A 23876-nucleotide genomic window follows, 5' to 3' on the forward strand; every position below is an offset into this window, starting at 1 on the left:
CCCAAATGTAAATGGAATCCTATGGAATACCATACCTTTGCACCCTTATTTTTGTTAGATGAAATTGCACAGAAACTTGGTGTTTGCCGTAATCGATGCCTTGAATTTGATTTTCAATGAAGGGGAGTACGCAGACAAGGTAGTTCAGAAGGTGTTGAAGTATGACAAACGTTGGGGTTCGCGAGATCGCGGCTTTATAGCGGAGACAACCTATGAAATGGTTCGCTATAAACGTTTATACGCCGAAATCGCTACTGTAAAAGCACCTTATAGCCGTCCCGACCTGTTTCGTATGTGGGCGGTTTGGGCCGTTTTAAAAGGAATCCCATTGCCCGATTGGAAACAAATAGAACCCACCCCGGAACGTCGTATAAAAGGTAGGTTCGATGAGCTTTCCAAAATCAGGAAATTCCGGGAAGCCGTTCCCGATTGGCTCGATGAGCTTTGCGCCAAGTCATTAGGGGAAAAATTGTGGTCGGCCGAAATCACGGCTTTGAACCGACCGGCAGAGGTCATCTTGCGGACCAATACCTTAAAAACCACCAAAGAAGAACTGCGCAAAATGCTGTCGCAGGAAAACATTGTCGCGGAGCCTATTAAAGGCTACCCATATGCACTTCGTTTGCCCGTACGCGCCAACGTCTTCGTAACCGAGGCCTTTAAAAAAGGGCTTTTCGAGGTACAGGATGCCAATTCACAACTCGTAACACCGTTGTTGGATGTTAAACCTGGCCAACGCGTGGTGGATGCCTGTGCAGGTGCCGGAGGAAAATCATTACATTTGGCCGCCTTAATGGAGAATAAGGGACAGTTGATAGCGATGGACATCTATGGTAGCAAGTTGAAGGAATTGAAACGCCGTGCCCGAAGAAATGGAATACACAATATCGAACCTCGTGAAATCGACTCGACAAAGGTCATCAAGAAACTATACGGAAAGGCAGACCGGCTACTGATCGACGCCCCCTGTACCGGTTTGGGTGTCATTCGAAGAAATCCGGATACCAAATGGAAGTTACAACCCGAGTTTCTTAATAAAATTACTAAGACCCAACAAGAAATTCTCCGCAATTATAGTAAGATGGTCAGACCAGGCGGAAAAATGGTTTACGCCACCTGTTCCATTCTTCCACAGGAGAACAACGATCAGGTCAAATCATTCTTGGCCGCCGAGGAAGGCAATGATTTCACCTTGGTAGAAGAAAGGAACATCTATGCCTCTAAAAGTGGGTACGATGGCTTTTACATGGCCTTGTTCGAGAGAGGCGAGTAAGAGTCACTTCCGAACCTTTTTGGTGTGATGGGTCGATAGATGGCGTTCAAAAACCTCCTAAAAAGAGTAGATTAGGCGTCGTAGCGCAAAAACAGTCTTCGCTACCCTTAGCAAATTAGAGATAAGCCTTGATTTCCGGTTTTCTTTCCAAGGGCCTTACCATTCAATCACAGCGATCGCAGTAATCAACAATTCCCCCAAAAAACTGTTGATTTCTAATTTCAATAGAATTGATAAACAGCATTAGAATTTAAGGCGAATGACGTAAATTTGTGCTTTGTCAATCGTAACAACCCTCAGACCCTATGATTCACTTTTTCGGGGAGCCCACCACCAAAGTTTTTGCCGTACAGACTATTCAGGAGCTATCACAACAAGACATAGAAAAATTGAGTTGGTTGTTCGGCAACCAACCCAAGATAGATACGGCGTCACTTGACGCCTTTTTTGTTGGACCGCGTGCGGCCATGATTACCCCCTGGAGTACCAACGCTACCGAAATTACCCAAAATATGGGGGTCTCGGGTATTGTGCGCATAGAGCAATTCGAAAGGGTCGCTAAAGACCACAGCAACTATGACCCCATGCTTTCCGAGAAGTTTTCGGCTTTGACACAGAATCTTTTCAATATCGATGTGGTACCGGAACCTATTTTGGAAGTTGACGATATTGCCTCCTACAATGAAAGGGAGGGGTTGGCCTTGAGTTCCGAGGAGGTAGCCTACCTTAACGAACTCTCTGCAAAAATCGGTAGAAAACTGACCGATTCCGAGGTGTTTGGGTTCAGTCAGGTGAACTCCGAGCATTGCAGGCACAAGATTTTTAATGGCACTTTTGAAATCGACGGAAAAGTGATGCCCGTATCCCTTTTCAAACTCATCAAAAGAACCTCCCGGGAAAACCCGAACGATATCGTTTCGGCCTATAAGGACAATGTAGCCTTTGTACAAGGACCCCGGGTGATACAGTTCGCCCCAAAAAGTGCCGACAAACCTGATTTTTATGAGGAAAAACCCTTTGAGTCGGTTATTTCCCTTAAGGCAGAGACCCATAACTTTCCTACAACGGTAGAGCCCTTTAATGGTGCCGCCACCGGTTCGGGAGGGGAAATCAGGGACCGTTTGGCAGGTGGTAAGGGATCATTGCCTTTGGCAGGTACCGCCGTGTATATGACTGCTTATTCGCGATTGGAGGCAAATCGGCCTTGGGAAAAGGCAATGCCTGAACGCAAATGGTTGTACCAGACCCCGATGGACATCTTGATAAAAGCCTCCGATGGGGCCTCCGACTTCGGGAATAAATTTGGCCAACCCCTTATTTCAGGTTCCGTACTCACCTTCGAACATGCCGAGGAACAAAGGAGGCTTGCTTATGATAAGGTCATCATGATGGCCGGGGGCATTGGTTATGGAAAAAGGGAACAAGCCTTGAAAGATACTCCCGTAACCGGTGATAAAATTGTAATCCTTGGAGGGGATAACTACCGGATCGGAATGGGCGGGGCGGCAGTTTCCAGTGCCGATACCGGGGAATTCAGCGCGGCCATTGAGTTGAACGCCGTTCAGCGCTCTAATCCGGAAATGCAGAAAAGAGCGGCCAATGCGATTCGAGGCATGGTCGAAAGTGACCACAACCCTATCGTCTCCATCCATGACCATGGCGCTGGCGGACATTTGAATTGCCTCTCGGAACTAGTGGAGGAAACGGGCGGTAAAATCGATTTGGACAAATTGCCCATCGGTGACCCCACCTTGTCGGCCAAGGAAATAATTGGCAATGAATCCCAGGAGCGAATGGGGCTCGTTATTGGGCAAAAGGATATTGGCCTATTGCAACGAATCGCCGATCGGGAACGTTCACCCATGTACCAGGTAGGGGATGTTACCGGTAATCAAAAATTTACTTTTCAATCCCAAAGCTCCGGGGAGAAGCCGATGGATATGGACTTGGAAGACATGTTCGGTAGCTCTCCCAAAACAATCATGGCCGATACCACCGTTGAAAGAACCTACCACGACCCCAACTATTCTTTGGAACATTTCCACGAGTATCTGGAACAGGTGCTACAAATCGAAGCCGTGGCGTGTAAGGACTGGTTGACCAACAAAGTAGATCGATGTGTGGGCGGAAGGGTAGCCAAACAACAATGTGCAGGCCCTTTACAGTTACCCTTGAATAATGTGGGTGTAATGGCCTTGGACTTTAAGGGCAAGGAAGGCGTCGCGACCAGTATCGGACACTCGCCCATCTCCGGCTTGATCGATCCCATTGCCGGGAGCAAGAATAGTATCGCCGAAGCCTTGACCAATATTATCTGGGCCCCTTTAAAAGATGGTCTCCGATCGGTTTCCCTATCGGCCAACTGGATGTGGCCTTGCAAAAACGAAGGGGAAGATGCACGACTGTACCAGGCAGTAAAGGCCGTTTCGGATTTTTCCATAGCACTGGGCATCAATGTGCCTACCGGAAAAGATTCACTTTCCATGAAACAGAAGTATAGTGATGGGGAGGTGCTTTCTCCGGGTACGGTCATCATCTCGGCAGCTGGGAATTGTAACGATATAACCCAAGTCGTAGAACCGGTATTTCAAAAGGATGGTGGAAGCATTTACTATATCGATCTTAGTAAGGATACTTACAAATTGGGGGGGTCTTCCTTTGCACAGGCACTGCACAGTATAGGCAGGAAAGCCCCGACTATAAATGACTCCGATTATTTTAGTAAGGTTTTTAATACCTTACAAGAATTAATTAAAGAGGGGCACATCCTAGCCGGACATGATATCGCCTCGGGCGGATTGATTACAACGCTATTGGAGTTATGCTTTGCCGATACGGATTTGGGGGCCACTTTGGACCTGTCCGATCTGGAAGAGCCGGATAGTATAAAACTGTTGTTTTCGGAGAATGCAGGGATCGTATTTCAATCCAAGAACGGTAACACTGAACAGCTACTCATAGACAGAGGTATCAACGTAAAAAAAATTGGGGAAGTGACCAGCGTGGCCACACTTACCATCAAAAATGGTGGTATGGAGATGGGCTTGAACATTACCTCCCTCCGGGATACCTGGTTTAAGACCTCCTATTTGTTCGATGACCGGCAGACCGCAAGCGGTCTGGCAAAGGAGCGATACAAAAATTACAAAAATCAGGGATTGCGGTACAGTTTCCCGGAACACTTCAAAGGCATCATCCCCAAGAAAGGACAAAATGAAAGACCCAAAGCGGCTATCCTAAGGGAAAAAGGAAGTAATTCCGAACGCGAAATGGCCAATGCCATGTTCTTGGCCGGGTTTGATGTAAAGGATGTTCATATGACCGACTTGATCTCGGGCCGAGAGACCTTGAAAGACATTCAATTTCTAGGAGCCGTTGGTGGATTTTCCAATTCAGATGTATTGGGTAGCGCCAAAGGTTGGGCAGGTGCTTTCAAATACAATGAGAAAGCAAATACCGCTCTCAAGGATTTCTTTGCAAGACCGGACACCTTATCCATCGGAATCTGTAATGGCTGTCAATTATTTATGGAACTGGAATTGATCAATCCAGAACACTCGGCTCATGGAAAAATGACCTACAACGATTCCCATAAGCACGAAAGTAATTTTACCTCGGTCAAAATTCAAGAGAATAATTCGGTAATGCTATCCTCCTTGGCGGGATCCACCCTAGGAGTTTGGATATCGCATGGGGAAGGTAAATTTAGCCTACCCCTGCCTGAGCAACAGTACCATGTTGTTGGGAAATACGGTTATGAAGGGTATCCGGCCAATCCAAACGGCAGTGATTACAATATTGCTATGCTGTGTGATAAGACTGGCCGCCATTTGGTGACCATGCCGCATATTGAACGTTCCATATTTCCTTGGAACTGGGCATACTACCCCAAAGACAGAAAAGATGACGTGTCGCCCTGGTTGGAAGCTTTTGCGAATGCTAAAAAGTGGGTCGTAGAAAATAGTTAGCAATAGTAGTATACACTATTCCGGGTTCAAGTTTTATGGTTTTCAAACTGGTTAGTATTCGCACTAATTCCTGAAATGCGTGTCAAGCTAAAAATGGTAGTATTGGGATTTCCTCTGTGAACCTCCCAATGCTCTGTACAACCCTTTGAGATAACCAGCCTGCACTCTTGGTAATTTGTTAAATTAATCAAATTCGTGTTTATGAAGATACGCCCAGCAACTCGAGAAGACGTTCCAAAAATTGTTCAAATGCTTGCGACCGATCCGCTGGGAAAATTACGTGAGGCGTATAGAGACCCCCTTCCACAGAAATATTATGAGGCTTTTTCTCAAATTAATTCTGACCCAAACCAAGAACTGGTCGTTATTGAAAATAAGGAAAATAAGGTTATCGGTACCTTACAACTAAGTTTTATCCAATACCTTACTTATCAAGGTGGCGTTAGGGCGCAAATTGAAGCAGTCCGAGTGAGGGAAGAATATCGTGGCAAGGGTATTGGACGGTTATTGTTCGAATGGGCGATTCGAAGGGCGAGGACCCGAGGAGCGCATGTGGTGCAATTAACCACGGATAAAAAGCGGCCCGAAGCTTTTCGTTTTTATGGGAAATTGGGTTTTGTAGCAAGTCATGAGGGGATGAAACTTCATTTCAAATAAATACGGGATTCCCTACTTGAAAATCAAACTTGGTTTCCAGCATCATTGGCAAGAAGTTTGACTTTACTGCAGATTTGGCAACAAGTATGACGGTATTTTATCAAACTCATTTTATAATCCCGCTCACTTTCCCTATTTTGCAATTACCAATTAGAAACCTAGTATGCAAAACATCACCAGACTTTTCGATTTTCCCTATTACGCTTTGGAGAAATACAATCTCAAGGAAGCATTGGTCACCAAATACGCCGGTCAATGGGTGGCCACTTCCAATCAGGAATATGTGGACAAAGCGAACGCGGTGAGCCGCGCCTTGCTTCGAATGGGGGTACAACCCAATGACAAGATTGCACTTATCAGCATGACCAACCGTACGGAGTGGAATATCATGGATATCGGAATATTGCAATTGGGAGCACAGAACGTACCCATTTATCCTACCATTTCCGAAGAGGATTATGCCTACGTGCTCAACCATTCCGAGTCGAAGTACTGTTTTGTTTCTTGCCAAGAGGTTTATGAAAAGGTAAAGGCGGTTCAAGCCCAAGTCCCTTCCCTCAAGGATGTCTATTCGTTCGACGATGTTCCGGAATGCAAAAACTGGAATGAGATACTTCAATTAGGGGCCGATACGTCGAACCAAGAGGAGGTGGAAAAATTAAAAGCAGTGGTCAAACCGGAAGATCTGGCCACTTTAATTTATACCTCGGGAACGACCGGAAGGCCAAAAGGGGTAATGCTGTCGCATCGTAATGTGGTGTCGAACGCCATGGCCAGTGCAGAAAGACTCGCGATTGACTACGGCAAGGCCAAATGTCTCAGTTTTCTACCAGTGTGTCATATCTACGAACGTATGATGATGTATCTCTATCAGTACGCCGGGGTTACCATTTATTTCGCTGAATCAATGGAAACCATCAGCGATAACCTCAAAGAGACTGCCCCCCATGTGATGACTGCCGTACCTAGATTACTTGAAAAGGTATATGACAAAATCATCGCCAAGGGAGCCGATTTAACAGGGATCAAGAAGAAACTGTTCTTCTGGGCCGTCAATCTAGGTTTAAAATATGAACCGTACGGACGTAATGGTTGGTGGTATGAAAAGAAATTAGGGCTTGCCAGAAAACTCATTTTTAGTAAATGGAAAGAGGGCCTTGGAGGTAACCTATCATTAATTTCTTCGGGGAGTGCAGCGCTCCAGCCTAGATTGGCGCGGATCTTCAACGCCGCGGAATTCGGGGTGATGGAAGGATATGGTCTTACCGAAACCTCCCCGGTGATTTCCGTGAACGATATGCGCAACGGTGGATTTCGAATCGGGACCGTGGGCAAATTACTGAGGGATACCGAAGTAAAGATTGCCGACGATGGTGAAATATGTGTCAAAGGACCACAAGTAATGATGGGGTATTACAAAGACCCTGAAAAGACGGCCGAAGTGATGATCGATGGGTATTTTCATACCGGGGATATTGGCGAAATCGATTCCGATGGTTTTTTGAGAATTACCGACCGCAAAAAGGAAATGTTCAAAACTTCCGGCGGAAAATACGTGGCCCCACAATTATTGGAAAACCGCTTCAAGCAATCCCGTTTTATAGAGCAATTGATGGTAGTCGGGGAAGGGGAAAAAATGCCGGCAGCCTTGATACAACCGGATTTTGAATATCTTTTCGACTGGGCAAAAGAAAACAACATCACGATTAGTGAAAACTCCGATATCATTTTGAACGATAAAGTGCTTGCCAAATACCAAGAAGAAGTAGACTTGGCCAATGAACATTTTGCCAAATGGGAAAAGGTAAAGCAATTTCGACTCACCCCCGATGTATGGAGCATTAGCGAGGGCCATTTGACACCGACCATGAAATTAAGACGAAAGATTATCAAGGAAAAATACATGATCCTTTACAACGATATCTACGGACACTAGGGGGGCATACCTCGATTTTTACGAACATGTAAGGCGGCATGACCGGACTTCTTTGTAGCAACGTCACAAGACTAAAACATCATTTATGGGCCGTAGAAACGGGCATGTCTCAACGGCCATGTCAATTTATTGATCTGATAGGGTCCAAATACATAGATCTGGTATCCCCTCCCATTCCGAATCATAGAAGGTATTTTTTTAACAATTTATTATGCATGCATAATAAATTTTTCTATATTTGGGTACCCACAACCAACAAATAATGAAAGAAGTTACCATAGATTACGCACTACGCGCCACTTGGCAGGCCGTAGCCCGTATGTATAATGAAGAGGCAAAGAGTTTCGGGTCTACCATGGCCGTCGGCTTTACCCTATTGAGTATAGACCCCAAAACAGGAACCCCGTCCACGGCCCTTGGGCCTAAAATGGGTATGGAGGCAACTAGTCTTTCCAGAATCTTGAAAAGTATGGAGGAGAAAGGCCTAATAGAACGCAAACCGAATCCAAATGACGGTAGAGGGGTCTTGATTCATCTGACCGATTTTGGTTTGGAAAAAAGGAAAGATTCAAAGGATGTGGTTTTGCGTTTTAATGAAATGGTCAAAGAAAATGTATCACAAGAGAAACTCGACCATTTTTTCGAAGTTATGGAGACCATTAACAACCTGATTGCCGAAAAGAAAATACATCCTATAGAGACAACTGATTAATACCTAAAAATTAGATGAACAGACACATTAAAAAAGTAGCCGTCATTGGCTCTGGAATCATGGGAAGCGGCATCGCCTGCCATTTTGCCAATATCGGGGTCGAAGTGTTATTATTGGATATCGTTCCGAGGGAATTGACTGAAAAAGAAAAAGCCAAGGGACTTAGCTTGCAAGACAAAGTCGTTCGCAATCGTTTGGTCAACGACTCTTTGAACGCCGCCTTAAAATCAAAACCCTCGCCTATTTATCATCAGAAGTTCGCCGACCGGATAACTACCGGAAATTTAGAGGATGATATTTCAAAGGTCTCCAAGGTAGATTGGATCATCGAGGTGGTCGTTGAACGTTTGGACATCAAAAAGACCGTTTTTGAAAACTTGGAAAAACATCGGACCCCAGGTACTTTGATCACTTCCAATACCTCCGGTATTCCCATTAAGTTCATGAGTGAAGGCCGCAGCGATGATTTCCAGAAACATTTTTGCGGAACACATTTCTTCAATCCGGCGCGTTATCTGAAATTATTTGAAATTATACCCGGGCCAAAAACTTCAGCTGAAGTACTCGATTTTCTTAATGGATATGGAGAGCAATTCTTAGGGAAAACTTCCGTGGTCGCCAAGGATACTCCGGCGTTCATTGGAAATCGCATTGGAATCTTCAGCATCCAAAGTCTGTTCCATATGGTAAAAGACTTGGGAATGACCGTAGAAGAGGTCGACAAGCTAACGGGACCTGTTATCGGGCGCCCCAAATCGGCTACTTTTAGAACGGTCGATGTGGTTGGTTTGGACACTTTGGTACACGTGGCTAACGGCATTGCAGAGAATTGCAAGGACGATGAACAACACGGTCTCTTTCAGTTGCCAGACTTCATCAAGACGATGATGGATAATAAATGGTTGGGTAGTAAAACGGGGCAAGGTTTCTATAAAAAGGTAAAAGGGGATGGAGGAAAAAGCGAAATCCTAACCTTGGATTTGGACACGATGGACTACCGTTCCAAGAAGAGCGCCAAGTTCGCAACCTTGGAATTGACCAAAACCATTGATACTGTTACCGACCGCTTTAAGGTATTGGTAGGCGGTAAGGATAAGGCCGGGGAGTTTTATAGAAAGAGCTTTGCCGCCCTATTTGCTTATGTTTCCCATCGTATCCCTGAAATTACCGATGAGCTGTATAAAATCGATGATGCTATGAAGGCCGGTTTTGGTTGGGAGCATGGTCCGTTTCAAATTTGGGATGCCATTGGTGTTCAGGAAGGTTTGGAAATGATGAAGAACGAAAATGCGGAAGCCGCCCCATGGGTGAACGAGATGCTGACAAGTGGACAAAAATCATTCTATTCTGTCAAGGAGGGTGCCACCTATTTCTACGATATCCCTAAAAAGGCTTTGGAAAAAATACCAGGTCAGGATGCTTTTATCATCCTAGACAACATCCGTAAATCCAAGGAGGTTTTCAAGAACAGCGGTGTCGTAGTCGAAGATTTGGGCGATGGGATCCTCAATGTGGAATTTCAATCAAAAATGAATACCATAGGGGGCGACGTGCTTGCCGGCCTCAACAAAGCCATTGATATGGCCGAAAAAGAGTATCAAGGGTTGGTAGTCGGAAATCAGGCCGCAAATTTCTCCGTAGGTGCCAATATCGGAATGATTTTTATGATGGCGGTCGAACAGGAATACGACGAATTGAACATGGCCATCAAAATGTTCCAGGACACCATGATGCGTATGCGCTACTCCGCTATTCCTACCGTAGCTGCCCCACATGGCATGACCTTGGGTGGCGGGTGTGAATTGTCGATGCATTCCGATAAGGTGGTCGCTGCGGCAGAAACCTATATTGGATTGGTAGAATTCGGTGTCGGCGTTATCCCCGGAGGGGGCGGTTCCAAGGAAATGGCGCTGCGAGCACAGGATACGTTTAAAAAGAACGATGTAGAACTTAACGTCTTGCAGGAGTATTTCCTCACGATCGGAATGGCCAAAGTATCCACTTCGGCCTATGAGGCCTATGATTTAGGAATCCTGCAAAAAGGAAAGGATATCGTGGTCGTGAACAAGGACCGTCAAATTGCCACTGCCAAGGCACATGCCAAATTATTGGCCGAAGCAGGGTATACGCAACCTCCTAAGAGAAAGGATATCAAAGTGCTCGGCAAACAAGCCTTGGGGATGTTCCTGGTAGGAACCGATTCGATGGAGGCGAGCCATTATATCAGCGAACATGATAAGAAAATTGCAAATAAGTTGGCCTATGTGATGGCGGGAGGCGATTTGTCCGAACCCACTTTGGTCAATGAACAGTATTTATTGGATTTGGAACGGGAAGCCTTTTTATCGCTCTGTACCGAGAAGAAAACATTGGAGCGAATTCAGCACATGCTTAAAACCGGTAAACCACTAAGAAACTAAGAAACATGAGAACAGCATATATAGTAAAAGGATACCGAACTGCGGTCGGTAAGGCACCAAAAGGGGTTTTCCGATTTAAAAGAACCGACGAACTCGCTGCGGAAACCATCGAACACATGATGAAAGAATTGCCGCAGTTGGATAAAAAACGCATCGATGATGTCATTGTCGGCAATGCGATGCCCGAGGGCTCACAAGGACTCAATATGGCACGGTTGATTTCTTTAATGGGATTGGATATCGTGGATGTGCCTGGTGTCACAGTGAATCGTTTCTGTTCTTCGGGAATTGAAACCATCGGAATCGCCACCGCCAAGATACAGTCTGGAATGGCCGACTGTATTATTGCCGGTGGTGCGGAGAGCATGAGTGCCGTACCCATGACCGGTTACAAAACGGAACTGAACTATGACCTGGTCAAATCCGGACATGAGGATTACTACTGGGGCATGGGTAACACGGCGGAAGCGGTTGCCCAAGAATTCAATGTGTCGCGTGAGGACCAAGACAAGTTTGCGTTCGAATCGCACCAAAAAGCACTAAAAGCGCAAGCCGAAGACCGTTTTCAAGAACAAATAGCCCCTATTGAAGTAGAACAGACCTATATCGGTAGCGATGGTAAAAAGGCGACCAAAAAGTATACGGTCACCAAGGATGAAGGACCTAGGGCCGATACATCTTTGGAGGTCCTGGCAAAATTACGCCCGGTTTTCGCGGCCGGGGGAAGCGTCACGGCAGGGAACTCCTCACAGATGAGTGATGGTGCCGCGTTCGTGATGGTCATGAGCGAGGAAATGGTCAAGGAATTGAATCTGGAACCCATCGCACGCTTGGTCAACTATGCTGCCGCAGGGGTACCTCCTAGAATTATGGGTATCGGACCCGTTGCCGCAGTACCAAAAGCCTTGAAACAAGCTGGTTTAAAACAAGGGGACATCGAACTGATCGAATTGAACGAGGCCTTTGCCTCCCAATCATTGGCGGTCATACGCGAGCTCGATTTGAACCAAGCTATCGTGAACGTGAACGGAGGAGCCATCGCACTAGGGCATCCACTAGGTTGTACCGGGGCTAAACTGTCGGTACAACTGTTCGATGAAATGCGCAAACGTGATATGAAAGGGAAATACGGCATGGTCACTATGTGCGTGGGAACCGGACAAGGTGCGGCTGGGATATATGAGTTTTTAAATTAGAAACAAGACGAAAGAACAAAGAGATAGGACCTAAGGTGGGAAGACATAATTTCAAAAAACTCAAAATTTGGGAAGAAGGAATGTCCATAGTGGATGAAACCTATGTGGTAACCAAGAAATTTCCCGATTTTGAAAGATATCATCTAATTTCCCAATTAATCATGTGCTCGGTTTCCATACCGTCCAATATTGCCGAAGTTACGAGAAAGTCTTGCTATAAGCACTTTAACAAGTATATAGAAGACAGTCTTGGCTCGGCTTTTGAATGGGAAACGCAGTTGAATGTGGCATATCGTCAAAAATATATCGATGAAGAAAAATTTGAAATATTAGAAAATAGAATACAACAATTACAACGAATGATTTCAGGATTTCAAGACGGACTGAATCGTTAGTCTTGTCTCTTGAATCTTGATTCTTTAATCTTAGAATAGCTATGAGCACAGAAACATTAAATAAAGAGATACTACGAGGCGGACAGTTCCTCGTAAAAGAAACCAAATGCGAGGATATTTTTACCTTGGAGGACCTTTCTGAGGAGCAAAAAATGATGCGGGACAGCACAAAGGAATTTGTGGACCGCGAACTATGGGCACACTGGGAACGCTTTGAACAAAAAGACTACGCGTTTACGGAAGAATGTATGCGCAAGGCAGGTGAGCTCGGTTTGCTGAGCGTTGCTGTTCCGGAAGCATATGGCGGAATGGGCATGGGCTTCGTCTCCACCATGTTGGTATGCGATTACATCTCAGGGGCTACCGGTTCCTTTAGCACTGCCTTTGGGGCCCATACGGGCATTGGTACGATGCCGATTACCCTGTATGGCACCGAAGAGCAAAAACAAAAATACGTGCCAAAATTAGCCTCTGGTGAATGGTTTGGAGCTTATTGCCTTACGGAGCCTGGGGCTGGATCGGACGCGAACTCGGGTAAAACCAAAGCGGTCCTTTCCGATGACGGTACCTATTACAGCATCTCCGGACAAAAAATGTGGATTTCCAACGCAGGTTTCTGCAATCTGTTCATCGTATTCGCCCGTATCGAAGACGATAAGAATATCACCGGATTTATTGTGGAGAACGACCCGAGCAACGGTATCACTTTGGGAGATGAGGAAAAGAAACTCGGCATCCACTCCTCCTCTACCCGACAGGTGTTCTTCAGCGAAACCAAGGTTCCCGTTGAAAACATGTTGTCTGAACGCGGAAATGGCTTTAAAATAGCTATGAACGCCTTGAACGTTGGGAGAATTAAGTTAGCGGCTGCTTGTTTGGATGCCCAGAGAAGGGTTACGACCGAAGCGGTCAAATATGCCAACGAACGGATTCAATTCAAAACACCTATTATAAACTTTGGGGCCATCAAGGCAAAAATCGCCACCATGGCCATGAATGCCTATGTAGGGGAATCAGCCAGTTATCGCGCGGCCAAAAATATTGAGGACCGTATCGCCATTCGGGAGGCGGAAGGAAACTCCCACCAAGAAGCAGAATTAAAGGGAGTGGAAGAATATGCCATTGAATGCTCCATTCTGAAAGTGGCGGTCTCCGATGACTGCCAGGTAACCGCTGATGAAGGCATTCAAATTTTTGGAGGAATGGGCTTTAGTGCGGATACCCCGATGGAATCGGCATGGAGAGATTCGCGTATCGCACGAATCTACGAGGGCACAAATGAAATCAACCGGATGTTGGCAGTTGGAATGCTGGTCAAGAAGGCAATGAAAGGTCATGTGGATCTGTTAGGTCCGGCAAGGGCCGTAGGCGAGGAATTGATGGGAATCCCATCGTTCGACACCCCTGATTTTTCAGAATTGTTCGCCGAGGAAAAAGACTTGATTACCAGACTTAAAAAGGTATTTCTAATGGTCGCTGGAAGCGCCGTTCAAAAGTTTGGTCCGGAACTGGAAAAGCACCAACAGTTGATGATGGCCGCTTCCGACATCTTGATCAAGATCTATATGGCGGAATCAACCCTTCTCAGGACCGAGAAAAATGCAAAACGCTTCGGGGAAGAGGTGCAGGCCACTCAAATTGCTATATCTAAACTATATCTTTTTGAGGCGACCGAAACCGTGATTCGGAAAGGAAAAGAAGCTATCATCTCATTTGCGGAAGGCGATGAGCAGCGAATGATGTTGATGGGGTTAAAACGCTTTACAAAATATACCAATAACCCGAACGTAGTGGCCTTGCGCAATCAAATTGCCGATAAGGTAGCTGCGGATAACGGTTACACCTTTGACTAATTCAGATGAAACCCTTCTTTGAGACAGAGGGTAAGGGCTGTCCGCTAAAGCGGACAGCCTTATTTTTTGTCTCCTCAGAAGCTCTTTACCGGTTCCCGACCAAAAATCCAAACTTCTCGGAATAGTCGAGCATCTGGCCTTCGAAACTATCCGGCTGTATCACCCTAATGTCGACGATTTCACCCGAGTCGTTCGTTTCGGGTAGGAGCACCGGATTCACAAACCCGCTGTAAGGCGCCGATTTAAATTGCTGATTTCGGTCCAACACCTCGGCATGCAGCTTTTGATCCACTTTTACACCATAACCCTCTACCAAATCCTGCGCCGCTTTGAAATCTCCTTCCGATTTTATGCGCTGTGTCTCCCGCAATAGTTGCCCGAACAGGTCCCGCAACTTTTCATAATCGTTGATATTATAATAGGTCTTTCCATTCTTTTCCATCCTTTCGATCACATTGTCTTCCTTCCCCTTTTCAAAAGCCCAGGCAGAGACCCATTGTCTGTTGACCATGTGATCCTCCTCGATATCATCACCAAGCTCTATTCGAATCAACTGGGTCATCAATCCATTTCGGATATACCCATCATAGGCCGCTTTCCCAAGCTCTTCCCAATCGTCTACTAAGCCCAACTCCTGTATTTTGGGGTCCATCAAGAAATAGAGACCTACCAAATCTGCCCTTCCTTCCTCCATGGTAGAGGCATAATTCTTTAAAGTTTCCTTGGGTTGTCCGATTCCTGGGTTAATTTGCCCCGATGCATGACCGACTACCTCGTGCAGGGCGGTATGCAGTTTATCGGCCAATTGTCCGTACTGCTCTTCCAGAGCGATTTCCTCATCATCGTAGGCAAATTCCTTTAACCTACCACTTCCTCCGGCGTTGTTGTAGGCGTCGATAATATTTCCAAGGGAAACCGACTTGCTACCGTGTTTTTGGCGTATCCAATTGTTATTAGGGAGGTTTACGCCAATAGGAGTACTCGGGGAAGCATCCCCTGCCTCTCCGGCTACATTAACCGTCTTGTAGGAAACACCTACGACATCGCCTTTTTTGTGCTCCTCCATCAGAGGGGAGTTGTCCTCGAACCACTGGGCATTTTCCGATAGCACTGCCATTTGTTTGGACATCTCGAAGTCTTTTATCTGAACGATATTTTCATAAGAGCCTTTGTAACCTTTTGGGTCATTATAAACTTCTATAAAACCATTGATCCAATCAATATTTCCATCGGTAGCATTCACCCATGCGATAGCGTATTCATCCCAGGTATCAAGGCTTCCGGTCTTATAATAATCGATCAACAAACCTAAGGTTTTGGCTTGTTGCCCGTTCTCTGCTACTTCCTTTGCTTTTTCCAACCATTTGATGATTTCATCAATGGCGTTTCCGTACATGCCCCCGACTTTCCATACCTTTTCGATGAGCTTTCCGTTTTCCCTGACCAATTTTGAATTCAATCCGATCTCGATGGGCATCCCTTCAGGGCCTGTATCCATCGCCGAATAGAATGCTTCGACATCCGCATCGGTAACTGAGGGGCCATAAAAGTTAACGGCGGAGGAGGCCACATTATCAACCCCCTTTTTCTTGTTTACTTTTTTACTGTCCTCATCATTGAAAATGACCTCAAAAGCTGCCCCTTGCAACTCCGTATCGGTCTCTTTCAATAGAAAACCTAGGTAATCCTTGCCAAAACCTGGCTTTATTTTATCATTGGAATAGTGATGATGTATTCCGTTAGAGAACCACACCCGTTTCAGATACGTTTCAAATGCCTGCCAGTCCTCGGTGCTTTTATCGCCTTGGTAAGATTGATAAACATTTTCCAACGCACCCCTAATTTCAAGGTTATGGCGGTAATTCTGGTCCCAAATGATATCCCGGCCCGCGAGGCCCGCTTGGGTGAGATAATACACTAGTTTCTTTTCCTTGAGGGTCAATTGTTCAAAACCTGGAATTTGGTAACGAAGAATCCGGAGATCAGCGAACTGATCGACCACGTATTCAAATTCCGTTTTCTTCGCGACAACCGGTTTTTCTGTGACCTGTTCCTTACAAGACCACAAAAAACTTATAATCAGAAGACTACCTAATAGATTCTTTATTTTCATAATGAAGAGAAGATTTGAATTATGTTCAAATGTAACAAAACGCCTACTAATTGTTAGCTATCAAACCGGAAGTTTTAAAGGTCCGTATACCAACAAAAATTGTTTCGTATTCCGGTGTTGTTTTAAATCGTACAACCCGCTACTTTTAATGTATGAATAAAAATCTACTAAAATCGGCCTACTCCCCAGAGGATTTTCGAAAAAGAGGTCATCAGCTAATCAATGAACTCGCCGACCATTTATCGGACAAACTACATGGGAAATCGCAAAAGGCAATACATTGGAATCTTCCTGAGGATGAGCTCAACTTCTGGAAGGAATTTCTAAGGCGTGGAGATGACGCTTCCTTATTTTCCGAAATCACCAAACGCACCACCTATGTACACCATCCGCATTATATCGGACACCAGGTGAGTCCGTCGGCACCCATCACTGCGCTGAGCGGAATGATTAGTTCCTTGTTGAATAACGGAATGGCCGTATACGAAATGGGGATGTCGCCCTCGGCCATCGAACGGGTGGTAACCGATATTCTTTGTAAAAAGATAGGGTATAATGCCGATTCCAGGGGATTCCTTACCTCCGGCGGTACCTTGGCCAACCTCACCGCCTTGCTATCGGCCCGAAAAGCCAAGGTCGTACAAGACGTTTGGAATGAAGGGCATTCAGGGCAGTTGGGAATTATGGTTAGTGAGGAAGCCCACTATTGTGTAGACCGCGCTGCTAAAATCATGGGGTTGGGGGAAAAAGGAATCATTAAAATTCCGGCGACGAACGACTTTGAAATGGATACCTCTTTATTGGAGAAACGCTATCAACAAGCAACCGAAAAGGGAATTCGTCCTTTCGCTATTATCGGAAGTGCCCCCTCGACGGCTACCGGGGTATATGATAATCTGGAGGTTATTGGCCAATTCGCCCAACAGCATAACCTTTGGTTCCATGTAGACGGGGCGCATGGGGGAGCCGCCATCTTTTCGGAAAAATATCGATATACGGTGCATGGTATCGAGCTAGCAGATTCGGTAGTCATCGACGGCCATAAAATGATGATGATGCCCACTATCACTACCGCCTTGCTGATGAGAGAAGGAAAATACGCAAATGCCACCTTTAGCCAAAAGGCAGAATATCTTCTTACAGAGGCCGATCATGAGGATTGGTATAACTCCGGCAAAAGAACTTTCGAGTGTACAAAGACCATGATGAGCATCCACTGGTACACGATGTTTAAAGTATATGGGGAAGGTGTCTTCGACGAATTCGTAACCCAATTGTATGATATGGGGAGGCTTTTTGGGGATATCATCGAAAAGGAACCCGATTTTGAGCTTGCGGTTGCACCTGTATCGAATATAGTCTGTTTCCGTTTTGTAGATGCTACCCTCGATACAAAGGCCTTAAACAAGCTCAACGCAAACATACGGCAACAGCTGCTGGAAGATGGGGAATTCTATATTGTGCAGACCAAATTGAGAGGCATCCATTATCTCAGGGTGACCGTAATGAATCCCTTTACTACGGAGTTTCATTTTAAAAAGTTGCTGGGGAACATTAAAGGAATATTGGAGAATAGTCGACTGACCAAACGCTAAAACATTTTATTTAACCTGTCTTCAAAAGGGAATCCCTGTCCTACAAACAGTCTCAAAATCATTGCCGTTTATTGCTTGTCAAATAATGAGTACGCTTCATAAGGCAACAGCTTATTCCCGCATCGCGTCCAATACCTGCTCTTCGCTTTCTTTGCGAGAGAAGTTGATGGCGCATTCGATCAATGCTAAATGGGAGTATGCCTGAGGAAAGTTTCCTAAGAGTCTTTTGGTCTTAAAATCAATATCTTCGCTGAACAAACCTAAATGGTTACTATAGGACAAGAGCCGGTCAAAATGGACCATCGCCTTTTCCTCTTCCCCAATCTTGAACAGACTGTTGATAAACCAAAACGTACAAATTGTAAAGGAGGAGGAAGGTAAACCAAAATCATCTTCATTCTTGTATCGGTACAGCAAACCATCATTGCTCAAATCTTTCTCTATGGCTCTTACGGTACTCATAAACTTAGGGTCCTTTGCATGGATGAAACCGTAGGATTCCATCAATAGCACAGAAGCATCCAGGTCCTTTGAACCGTAGGACTGGGTAAAGGCATTCACCTCGGGATTCCAGGCATTTTCGTGGATATCCTTTTTGATTTCTTGTTCCAACTTCGTCCATTTTTCAATCTTACGGGACTTACGAAACAAACGGGCCACTTTAATCGCCCGGTCTACCGCAACCCAGCAAAGTACCTTTGAAAAAGTAAAGTGCCGGTCCTCGGTGCGAAACTCCCAAATTCCCTTATCGGCTTCTTTCCAGTGATTGGATACGATCCAGACAATCCCTTTTGTAATACCCCATAATTCCTCGCCATTTTCAAGATCGGTGGAATACTTGGCCAGCTGTTCATAAATAACATCCATCAAAATTCCATAAATATCATTTTGCCTTTGCTTGTAGGCTGCATTTCCAACACGAACTGGCCGGGACCCCTTGTAACCACTAAGATGTTCAAGGGTAGCCTCGGTCAATTTCTTCTCCTTGTTGATGCCGTACATAATCTGTAGTTTCTCGTCCTTATCGGGAATCAAATCAACGATAAACTGCAAATATCGACGGGCTACGTTCTTATGGCCCAAGTCCCCAATAACCTTGATAACCATAGAGGCATCCCGAATCCAACAAAACCGATAATCCCAATTGCGTACTTCCCCGATTGTTTCGGGCAAGGAAGTCGTTGCTGCGGCCAATACGGCACCCGTCTTGTCGTAGCTCAACAATTTTAAGGTGATAGCGCTACGGCCAATCTGCGTATTGTACTTTTTGTAATTTGGGGTTTTGCTGCTCCAGTTGAGCCAGTAAACCTTGGTACGTTCCAGTTCGGTGTACATTTTACGTACCGTTGGTTGAAAAATCTTTTCATTGTAACCCAGGAGCACGTAACCATCTTTTATGAGTTCGATTTCCCTGCCTTCCACCACAGCGTTTTTGTTAAAAGAGGTGTAGAGGAAAAAAGTATCGAACTTCTTTCCTTGGGTAAGGCTTACCACAAAATTCTTTTTTACATAGGTCTTGGTTTCCCCAAGTGCATATTCCAATCGAGGATTGTAGTGTAATATAAATCTAGGGGCCCCTTTGATATATTTGAAGTATCGAACGACTTCCGGAGGAGCGTTGTAACCCCCTCCTTCCTTTCGATACCTAGGCATAAAATCGCGAATCTCAAAGGAATTTTCACCGTCGGAAAAATGGGTGATCAACACCGCCGTATGTTTTTTATAGCGCTGCTTAACGGTATAGCCCGAATCGACCAAAATCTCAAAACTACCTCCTATTTTCTCATCCAACAACTTGGCAAAAACAGAGGAAGAGTCAAATTCCGGAAGACAGCACCAATCCAAACTGCCCGTTTTTGAAATAAGCGCTGCACTTCTACAATTTCCTATAATTCCGTAGTCTAAATTATCCATTTAATAAAAAAGTTGGTTCAATCGGAGCTACAATTGGTTTTGCCCTTGTTTTTGTCGAAATTTAGAGAAATTAAAAACAACAGAATACAAAATCGACCAATTTATGGGTAAAACTATCATAATCTCAAACAGACTCCCCGTGCAATTGCAAATTAGCAATGGAGGCATCACGGCCATCCCCAGTGTAGGGGGTTTGGCAACCGGGATGAAATCGGTACATTCCGGGGGTGATAGTCTTTGGATCGGCTGGAGTGGGCTGACCAACGAGGAAATCCCCGAGGAATTGGAAGATGAGATCGACGACGCACTCTCCAAACACGGCTCGTCAAAAGTGAGCCTGACCGAAGAGGAGGTCGAAGGTTTTTATTTTGGCTTCAGCAATCGTACCATCTGGCCTTTGTTCCATTATTTCCTGGAATATTCGGAATTTGAATTGGATAGTTGGAACACGTATAAAACGGTGAATAAAAAATTCGCCGATGCCATCCTTGAAAAGGCGGATGAAGACGATACGATTTGGGTACATGACTACCAGTTGATGTTGGTACCGCAAATGATCCGCGAAAAACGACCAAATATCGCTATTGGTTTCTTTCTGCACATACCATTCCCATCATATGAAATATTCCGCACACTTCCTTGGCGTAAGGAAGTTTTGGAAGGACTCCTCGGATCGGATTTGATCGGGTTCCATATTTACGATTACGAACGTCATTTTTTAAGTTCCGTGAGGCGACTTTTGGGTCTAGAAGTCAGTTTTAATGATATTTACAAAGGAAATAGAATCATTAAGGTCGATTCGTTCCCAATGGGCATCGACTATAAAAAATTCAGTGAGGCGGCCAAAAAACATGGGGAACGTAGTCCTGAACAGCACTCCGAGTTACAGCAACGCCTTAACAAGCATAAAACGAGTGACCCGGACGCCAAATTTCTTCTATCAATCGACCGCTTAGACTATAGCAAGGGTATTGCCAAACGTTTGTATGCGTTTGAATATTTTTTAAATAAATATCCCCAGTATAAGGAAAAAGTGAGGTTGATTATCCTAGCGGTCCCCTCCCGCTCCAACGTACCACAATATCAATTACTTAAAAGGGAGATCGATGAACTGGTGGGCCGTATCAACGGCGAATTTTCTACCGTCAGCTGGACCCCCATCTGGTATTTCTATCGATCAATGCCCTTTGAGAATCTCATTGATCTCTATACCTCTAGCGACATTGCCTGGCTCACCCCCTTGCGTGATGGAATGAATTTGGTTGCCAAGGAATATATCGCTACTCGAACCGACAAAACAGGTGTCTTGATTTTAAGCGAAATGGCAGGTTCGGCCAATGAAATGAATGAGGCACTACTAATAAATCCCAATAATTTCGAACAAATAGCCGATACTATTTATGAAGCTATCAATATGCCCAAAGAGGAGCAACAGCACCGCAATGAACAGTTGCAGCAACGCTTGCGACGCTATAATGTCGAAAAATGGGCACAGAGTTTCATGAACTCGCTGTTGGCCCAGAAAGAACGGGATGCAGCCCATGTATCTAAAAAATTGACCGACCATCATTTACAGATCATTATGGATGCATACGGTAATGCAAAAAAAAGGGTGTTATTCCTGGACTATGACGGCACCTTAACAGGCTTTCATAACGATCCCCAAAAAGCAAGTCCCGATGACGAGCTTTATCAATTACTCGATGCCATACATCAACAGGAGGGTACCGATATGTTTCTTATCAGTGGAAGGGACAAAGATACCTTCGCCAAATGGTTCCTATCGAAAAAATACAATATGATCGTGGAACATGGTGTTTGGATTTCCAAGGATGGTGAAGACTTTAAATTACTGGAAAATGTGAAAAATGATTGGATGGAAAATATTCGTCCCGTATTGGAATCGTTCGTAGACCGGACACCTGGCAGCTTCATAGAAGAAAAGAACTATTCGCTTGCGTGGCACTATCGAAAGACCGATCCCGATTTTGGCAATCTGAGAGCCTCCGAGCTAACGACGGTCTTGACCAGTCTCATCGGCACTGACGACCTTAGCGTACTTAACGGTAATAAGGTCATGGAAGTAAAAAGTAGTAACGTGAACAAAGGAAGGGCATCTGTTAGGATGTTGGGGGAAAACGAATACGATTTTGTATTTGCGATCGGTGATGACTGGACGGATGAATTTATGTTTCAGGAGTTACCCGATAGCGCCATTACCGTCAAAGTGGGCAGACAAAAGACACAAGCCGCTTATTTTGTGGAGAACACCTTGAAAGTACGGGAACTTTTAAAATCTTTTATGAATATTGCCCTATGACACAAAAAATCACCGCGCTATTATTTTTGGTCTCAATAATCGCCCATGCGCAGACCAATACCGAAGTATATCTTATGGATGTTAGCACAACCGATGGCAAAATAAGCTTGGGGGAGCCCCGGAATATTTCGAACAACGAAGGCTATGACAACCAGCCCTCTTTTTATAATGACAATCTGATATTGTTTTCCTCCACACGAAACCGTCAGACCGATATCGCCCAGTATAATGTGAGGGACAACATAAGCTCGTGGATTACCGATACCCCGAGGGGAAGCGAGTATTCCCCCCTGAAAATTCCTGGAAAGAAGGAGTTTTCAGCTATCCGTTTGGATACCAATGGTTTGCAACGCCTGTACCGATATGATATGGAATCGGGAAAACCCAGCCTCTTACTTCGGGATTTAAAGGTCGGATACCATCTCTGGTTTGCTGAGGATATTTTGATTTCCACTGTTTTAGTGGACGATCGAATGGACTTGGTGGTATCGAACTTACAGGATAACACCAACTACACCTTTCAGAAGAACGTAGGGCGATCTTTACATAAAATTCCCGGCACCAAATTGATCAGCTATATCAGTAAGGAAAACGAGGTGTGGGAAATAAAATCAATGGATCCTATCTCCGGAGCTACCCAATTTATCACCAATATACCTCCAGAAATTGAGGATATATGTTGGTTGATTAATGGTACTATCCTTGTGGGAATGGGCAATACCCTATATCGATTTCATCCCAAAACGGATTCCCAATGGAGTGTGCTCCATACCTTCGAAGGCAAAAACCTGGGCAGCATTTCGCGCCTGGCCACCAATGCCAATTCCTCTAAATTGGTATTGGTCTCGGAGGTATCCCCTGAAATTGTGGTCCAGAAACAAGTAGAAGCATATAACCAGAGGGATTTGGATGCCTTTGCCTCTTGCTATTCGGAAAATGTCTTGGTTCAATATTTTCCGAGCGATACCCTATACATGGGTCGCGAAACATTGAGAAACAACTACCAAAATTACTATGAAAACACCCCGGAAACCGGTGTGGAAGTAATTAAACGGATCAGTATCGGGAACAAAGTTATCGATGAGGAAAAAGCCAGCGATATGGGTAAGACCCAACGTCAGGTGGCCATATATGAAGTGAACAACGGTCTTATCGATAGCATGAGCTTTTTGTTTGAAAAAGAATCGGATATGGAAGCGGAAGCCGTTGTTCAAAAACAATTGGATGCCTATAACGCTAGGGATATCGATGCGTTTTTGGAAACCTATTCCGATGATATTCAAATATTCGACTATCCAAACAAGTTCAGCTATCAAGGAAAGGAACGAATGCGATCGGGATACGGTGATTTTTTTCAAAACACTCCGGACTTGAATTGCACCATTAAAAACCGCATAATCATAGGCAACAAAGTGATCGACGAGGAATATTTGACTGTCAATGGAAACAATTTTAACGCGGTGGCCATTTATGAGGTGAACGAGGGAAAGATTTCAAAGGTTACTTTTGTACGATAAGAACTCC

The 23876-nt window shown here is 45.0% G+C and carries 14 protein-coding genes; 12 read left to right on the forward strand and 2 right to left on the reverse strand.

The features are described 5' to 3' along the window. Positions 1–58 precede the first annotated feature (58 nt). From FK220_RS08700 to FK220_RS08740, 9 genes are all read left to right on the forward strand, one after another. Positions 59–1273 carry an RsmB/NOP family class I SAM-dependent RNA methyltransferase gene (locus FK220_RS08700; protein ID WP_152573925.1) on the forward strand — a complete coding sequence of 405 codons (1215 nt, stop codon included), beginning with the start codon at positions 59–61 and terminating at the stop codon, positions 1271–1273. Between the two features lie 305 nt (positions 1274–1578). Further along, a complete protein-coding gene (gene purL / locus FK220_RS08705) occupies positions 1579–5241 on the forward strand; it encodes a phosphoribosylformylglycinamidine synthase (RefSeq protein WP_152573926.1) in 3663 nt (1220 codons plus the stop codon). Between the two features lie 201 nt (positions 5242–5442). Continuing rightward, positions 5443–5898 (forward strand): GNAT family N-acetyltransferase, encoded by a 456-nt coding sequence (locus FK220_RS08710; protein ID WP_152573927.1) that lies wholly within the window; start codon positions 5443–5445, stop codon positions 5896–5898. Positions 5899–6061: 163 nt separating this feature from the next. After that, on the forward strand, positions 6062–7834 hold the full coding sequence (locus FK220_RS08715) for an AMP-dependent synthetase/ligase (RefSeq protein ID WP_152573928.1): 1773 nt from the start codon (positions 6062–6064) through the stop codon (positions 7832–7834). Between the two features lie 262 nt (positions 7835–8096). After that, the gene (locus tag FK220_RS08720) at positions 8097–8546 is read left to right on the forward strand and encodes a MarR family winged helix-turn-helix transcriptional regulator (protein ID WP_152573929.1); all 450 of its coding nucleotides are present in this window, start codon (positions 8097–8099) and stop codon (positions 8544–8546) included. 14 nt (positions 8547–8560) lie between these two features. Then, entirely contained in the window at positions 8561–10966 is a 2406-nt protein-coding gene (locus tag FK220_RS08725; RefSeq protein WP_152573930.1) for a 3-hydroxyacyl-CoA dehydrogenase/enoyl-CoA hydratase family protein, read from the forward strand. Between the two features lie 5 nt (positions 10967–10971). Continuing rightward, positions 10972–12162: an acetyl-CoA C-acyltransferase gene (locus tag FK220_RS08730; RefSeq protein WP_152573931.1), complete on the forward strand. Its 1191-nt coding sequence runs from the start codon at positions 10972–10974 to the stop codon at positions 12160–12162. Positions 12163–12197: 35 nt separating this feature from the next. Further along, positions 12198–12557, forward strand: coding sequence for a four helix bundle protein (locus FK220_RS08735; protein WP_152573932.1), 360 nt, complete (start codon positions 12198–12200; stop codon positions 12555–12557). Positions 12558–12598: 41 nt separating this feature from the next. Continuing rightward, positions 12599–14410, forward strand: coding sequence for an acyl-CoA dehydrogenase family protein (locus tag FK220_RS08740; RefSeq protein ID WP_152573933.1), 1812 nt, complete (start codon positions 12599–12601; stop codon positions 14408–14410). An 85-nt stretch (positions 14411–14495) separates the two neighbouring features. Here FK220_RS08740 and FK220_RS08745 read toward each other — a convergent pair whose 3' ends face one another. Beyond that, positions 14496–16523, reverse strand: coding sequence for a dipeptidyl-peptidase 3 family protein (locus tag FK220_RS08745; protein ID WP_152573934.1), 2028 nt, complete (start codon positions 16521–16523; stop codon positions 14496–14498). A gap of 152 nt (positions 16524–16675) precedes the next feature. On the opposite strand from FK220_RS08745, the gene FK220_RS08750 reads away from it, so the two are divergent. Beyond that, positions 16676–18118, forward strand: a complete 1443-nt coding sequence (locus FK220_RS08750) for a pyridoxal phosphate-dependent decarboxylase family protein (RefSeq protein WP_152573935.1) — start codon at positions 16676–16678, stop codon at positions 18116–18118. 111 nt (positions 18119–18229) lie between these two features. Here FK220_RS08750 and FK220_RS08755 read toward each other — a convergent pair whose 3' ends face one another. Next, positions 18230–20032 carry a glycoside hydrolase family 15 protein gene (locus FK220_RS08755; RefSeq protein WP_152573936.1) on the reverse strand — a complete coding sequence of 601 codons (1803 nt, stop codon included), beginning with the start codon at positions 20030–20032 and terminating at the stop codon, positions 18230–18232. Between the two features lie 103 nt (positions 20033–20135). Between FK220_RS08755 and FK220_RS08760 the strand changes: the two genes are divergently transcribed. Beyond that, positions 20136–22352, forward strand: coding sequence for a bifunctional alpha,alpha-trehalose-phosphate synthase (UDP-forming)/trehalose-phosphatase (locus FK220_RS08760; RefSeq protein WP_152573937.1), 2217 nt, complete (start codon positions 20136–20138; stop codon positions 22350–22352). Further along, positions 22349–23869: a nuclear transport factor 2 family protein gene (locus tag FK220_RS08765; RefSeq protein WP_152573938.1), complete on the forward strand. Its 1521-nt coding sequence runs from the start codon at positions 22349–22351 to the stop codon at positions 23867–23869. The genes FK220_RS08760 and FK220_RS08765 overlap by 4 nt, the downstream gene beginning before the upstream one ends. The last annotated feature ends 7 nt before the right edge of the window (positions 23870–23876 follow it).

Source organism: Pelagihabitans pacificus (genome assembly GCF_009371985.2).
GTDB classification, from domain to species: domain Bacteria; phylum Bacteroidota; class Bacteroidia; order Flavobacteriales; family Flavobacteriaceae; genus Pelagihabitans; species Pelagihabitans pacificus.

Excerpts from the sequence above, each read along its gene's own strand:
- FK220_RS08700 (WP_152573925.1), top strand. The coding sequence starts at position 59 with ATGAAATTGCACAGAAACTTGGTGTTTGCCGTAATCGATGCCTTGAAT.
- purL (WP_152573926.1), top strand. The coding sequence starts at position 1,579 with ATGATTCACTTTTTCGGGGAGCCCACCACCAAAGTTTTTGCCGTACAG.
- FK220_RS08710 (WP_152573927.1), top strand. The coding sequence starts at position 5,443 with ATGAAGATACGCCCAGCAACTCGAGAAGACGTTCCAAAAATTGTTCAA.
- FK220_RS08715 (WP_152573928.1), top strand. The coding sequence starts at position 6,062 with ATGCAAAACATCACCAGACTTTTCGATTTTCCCTATTACGCTTTGGAG.
- FK220_RS08720 (WP_152573929.1), top strand. The coding sequence starts at position 8,097 with ATGAAAGAAGTTACCATAGATTACGCACTACGCGCCACTTGGCAGGCC.
- FK220_RS08725 (WP_152573930.1), top strand. The coding sequence starts at position 8,561 with ATGAACAGACACATTAAAAAAGTAGCCGTCATTGGCTCTGGAATCATG.
- FK220_RS08730 (WP_152573931.1), top strand. The coding sequence starts at position 10,972 with ATGAGAACAGCATATATAGTAAAAGGATACCGAACTGCGGTCGGTAAG.
- FK220_RS08740 (WP_152573933.1), top strand. The coding sequence starts at position 12,599 with ATGAGCACAGAAACATTAAATAAAGAGATACTACGAGGCGGACAGTTC.
- FK220_RS08745 (WP_152573934.1), bottom strand. The coding sequence starts at position 16,523 with ATGAAAATAAAGAATCTATTAGGTAGTCTTCTGATTATAAGTTTTTTG.
- FK220_RS08750 (WP_152573935.1), top strand. The coding sequence starts at position 16,676 with ATGAATAAAAATCTACTAAAATCGGCCTACTCCCCAGAGGATTTTCGA.
- FK220_RS08755 (WP_152573936.1), bottom strand. The coding sequence starts at position 20,032 with ATGGATAATTTAGACTACGGAATTATAGGAAATTGTAGAAGTGCAGCG.
- FK220_RS08760 (WP_152573937.1), top strand. The coding sequence starts at position 20,136 with ATGGGTAAAACTATCATAATCTCAAACAGACTCCCCGTGCAATTGCAA.
- FK220_RS08765 (WP_152573938.1), top strand. The coding sequence starts at position 22,349 with ATGACACAAAAAATCACCGCGCTATTATTTTTGGTCTCAATAATCGCC.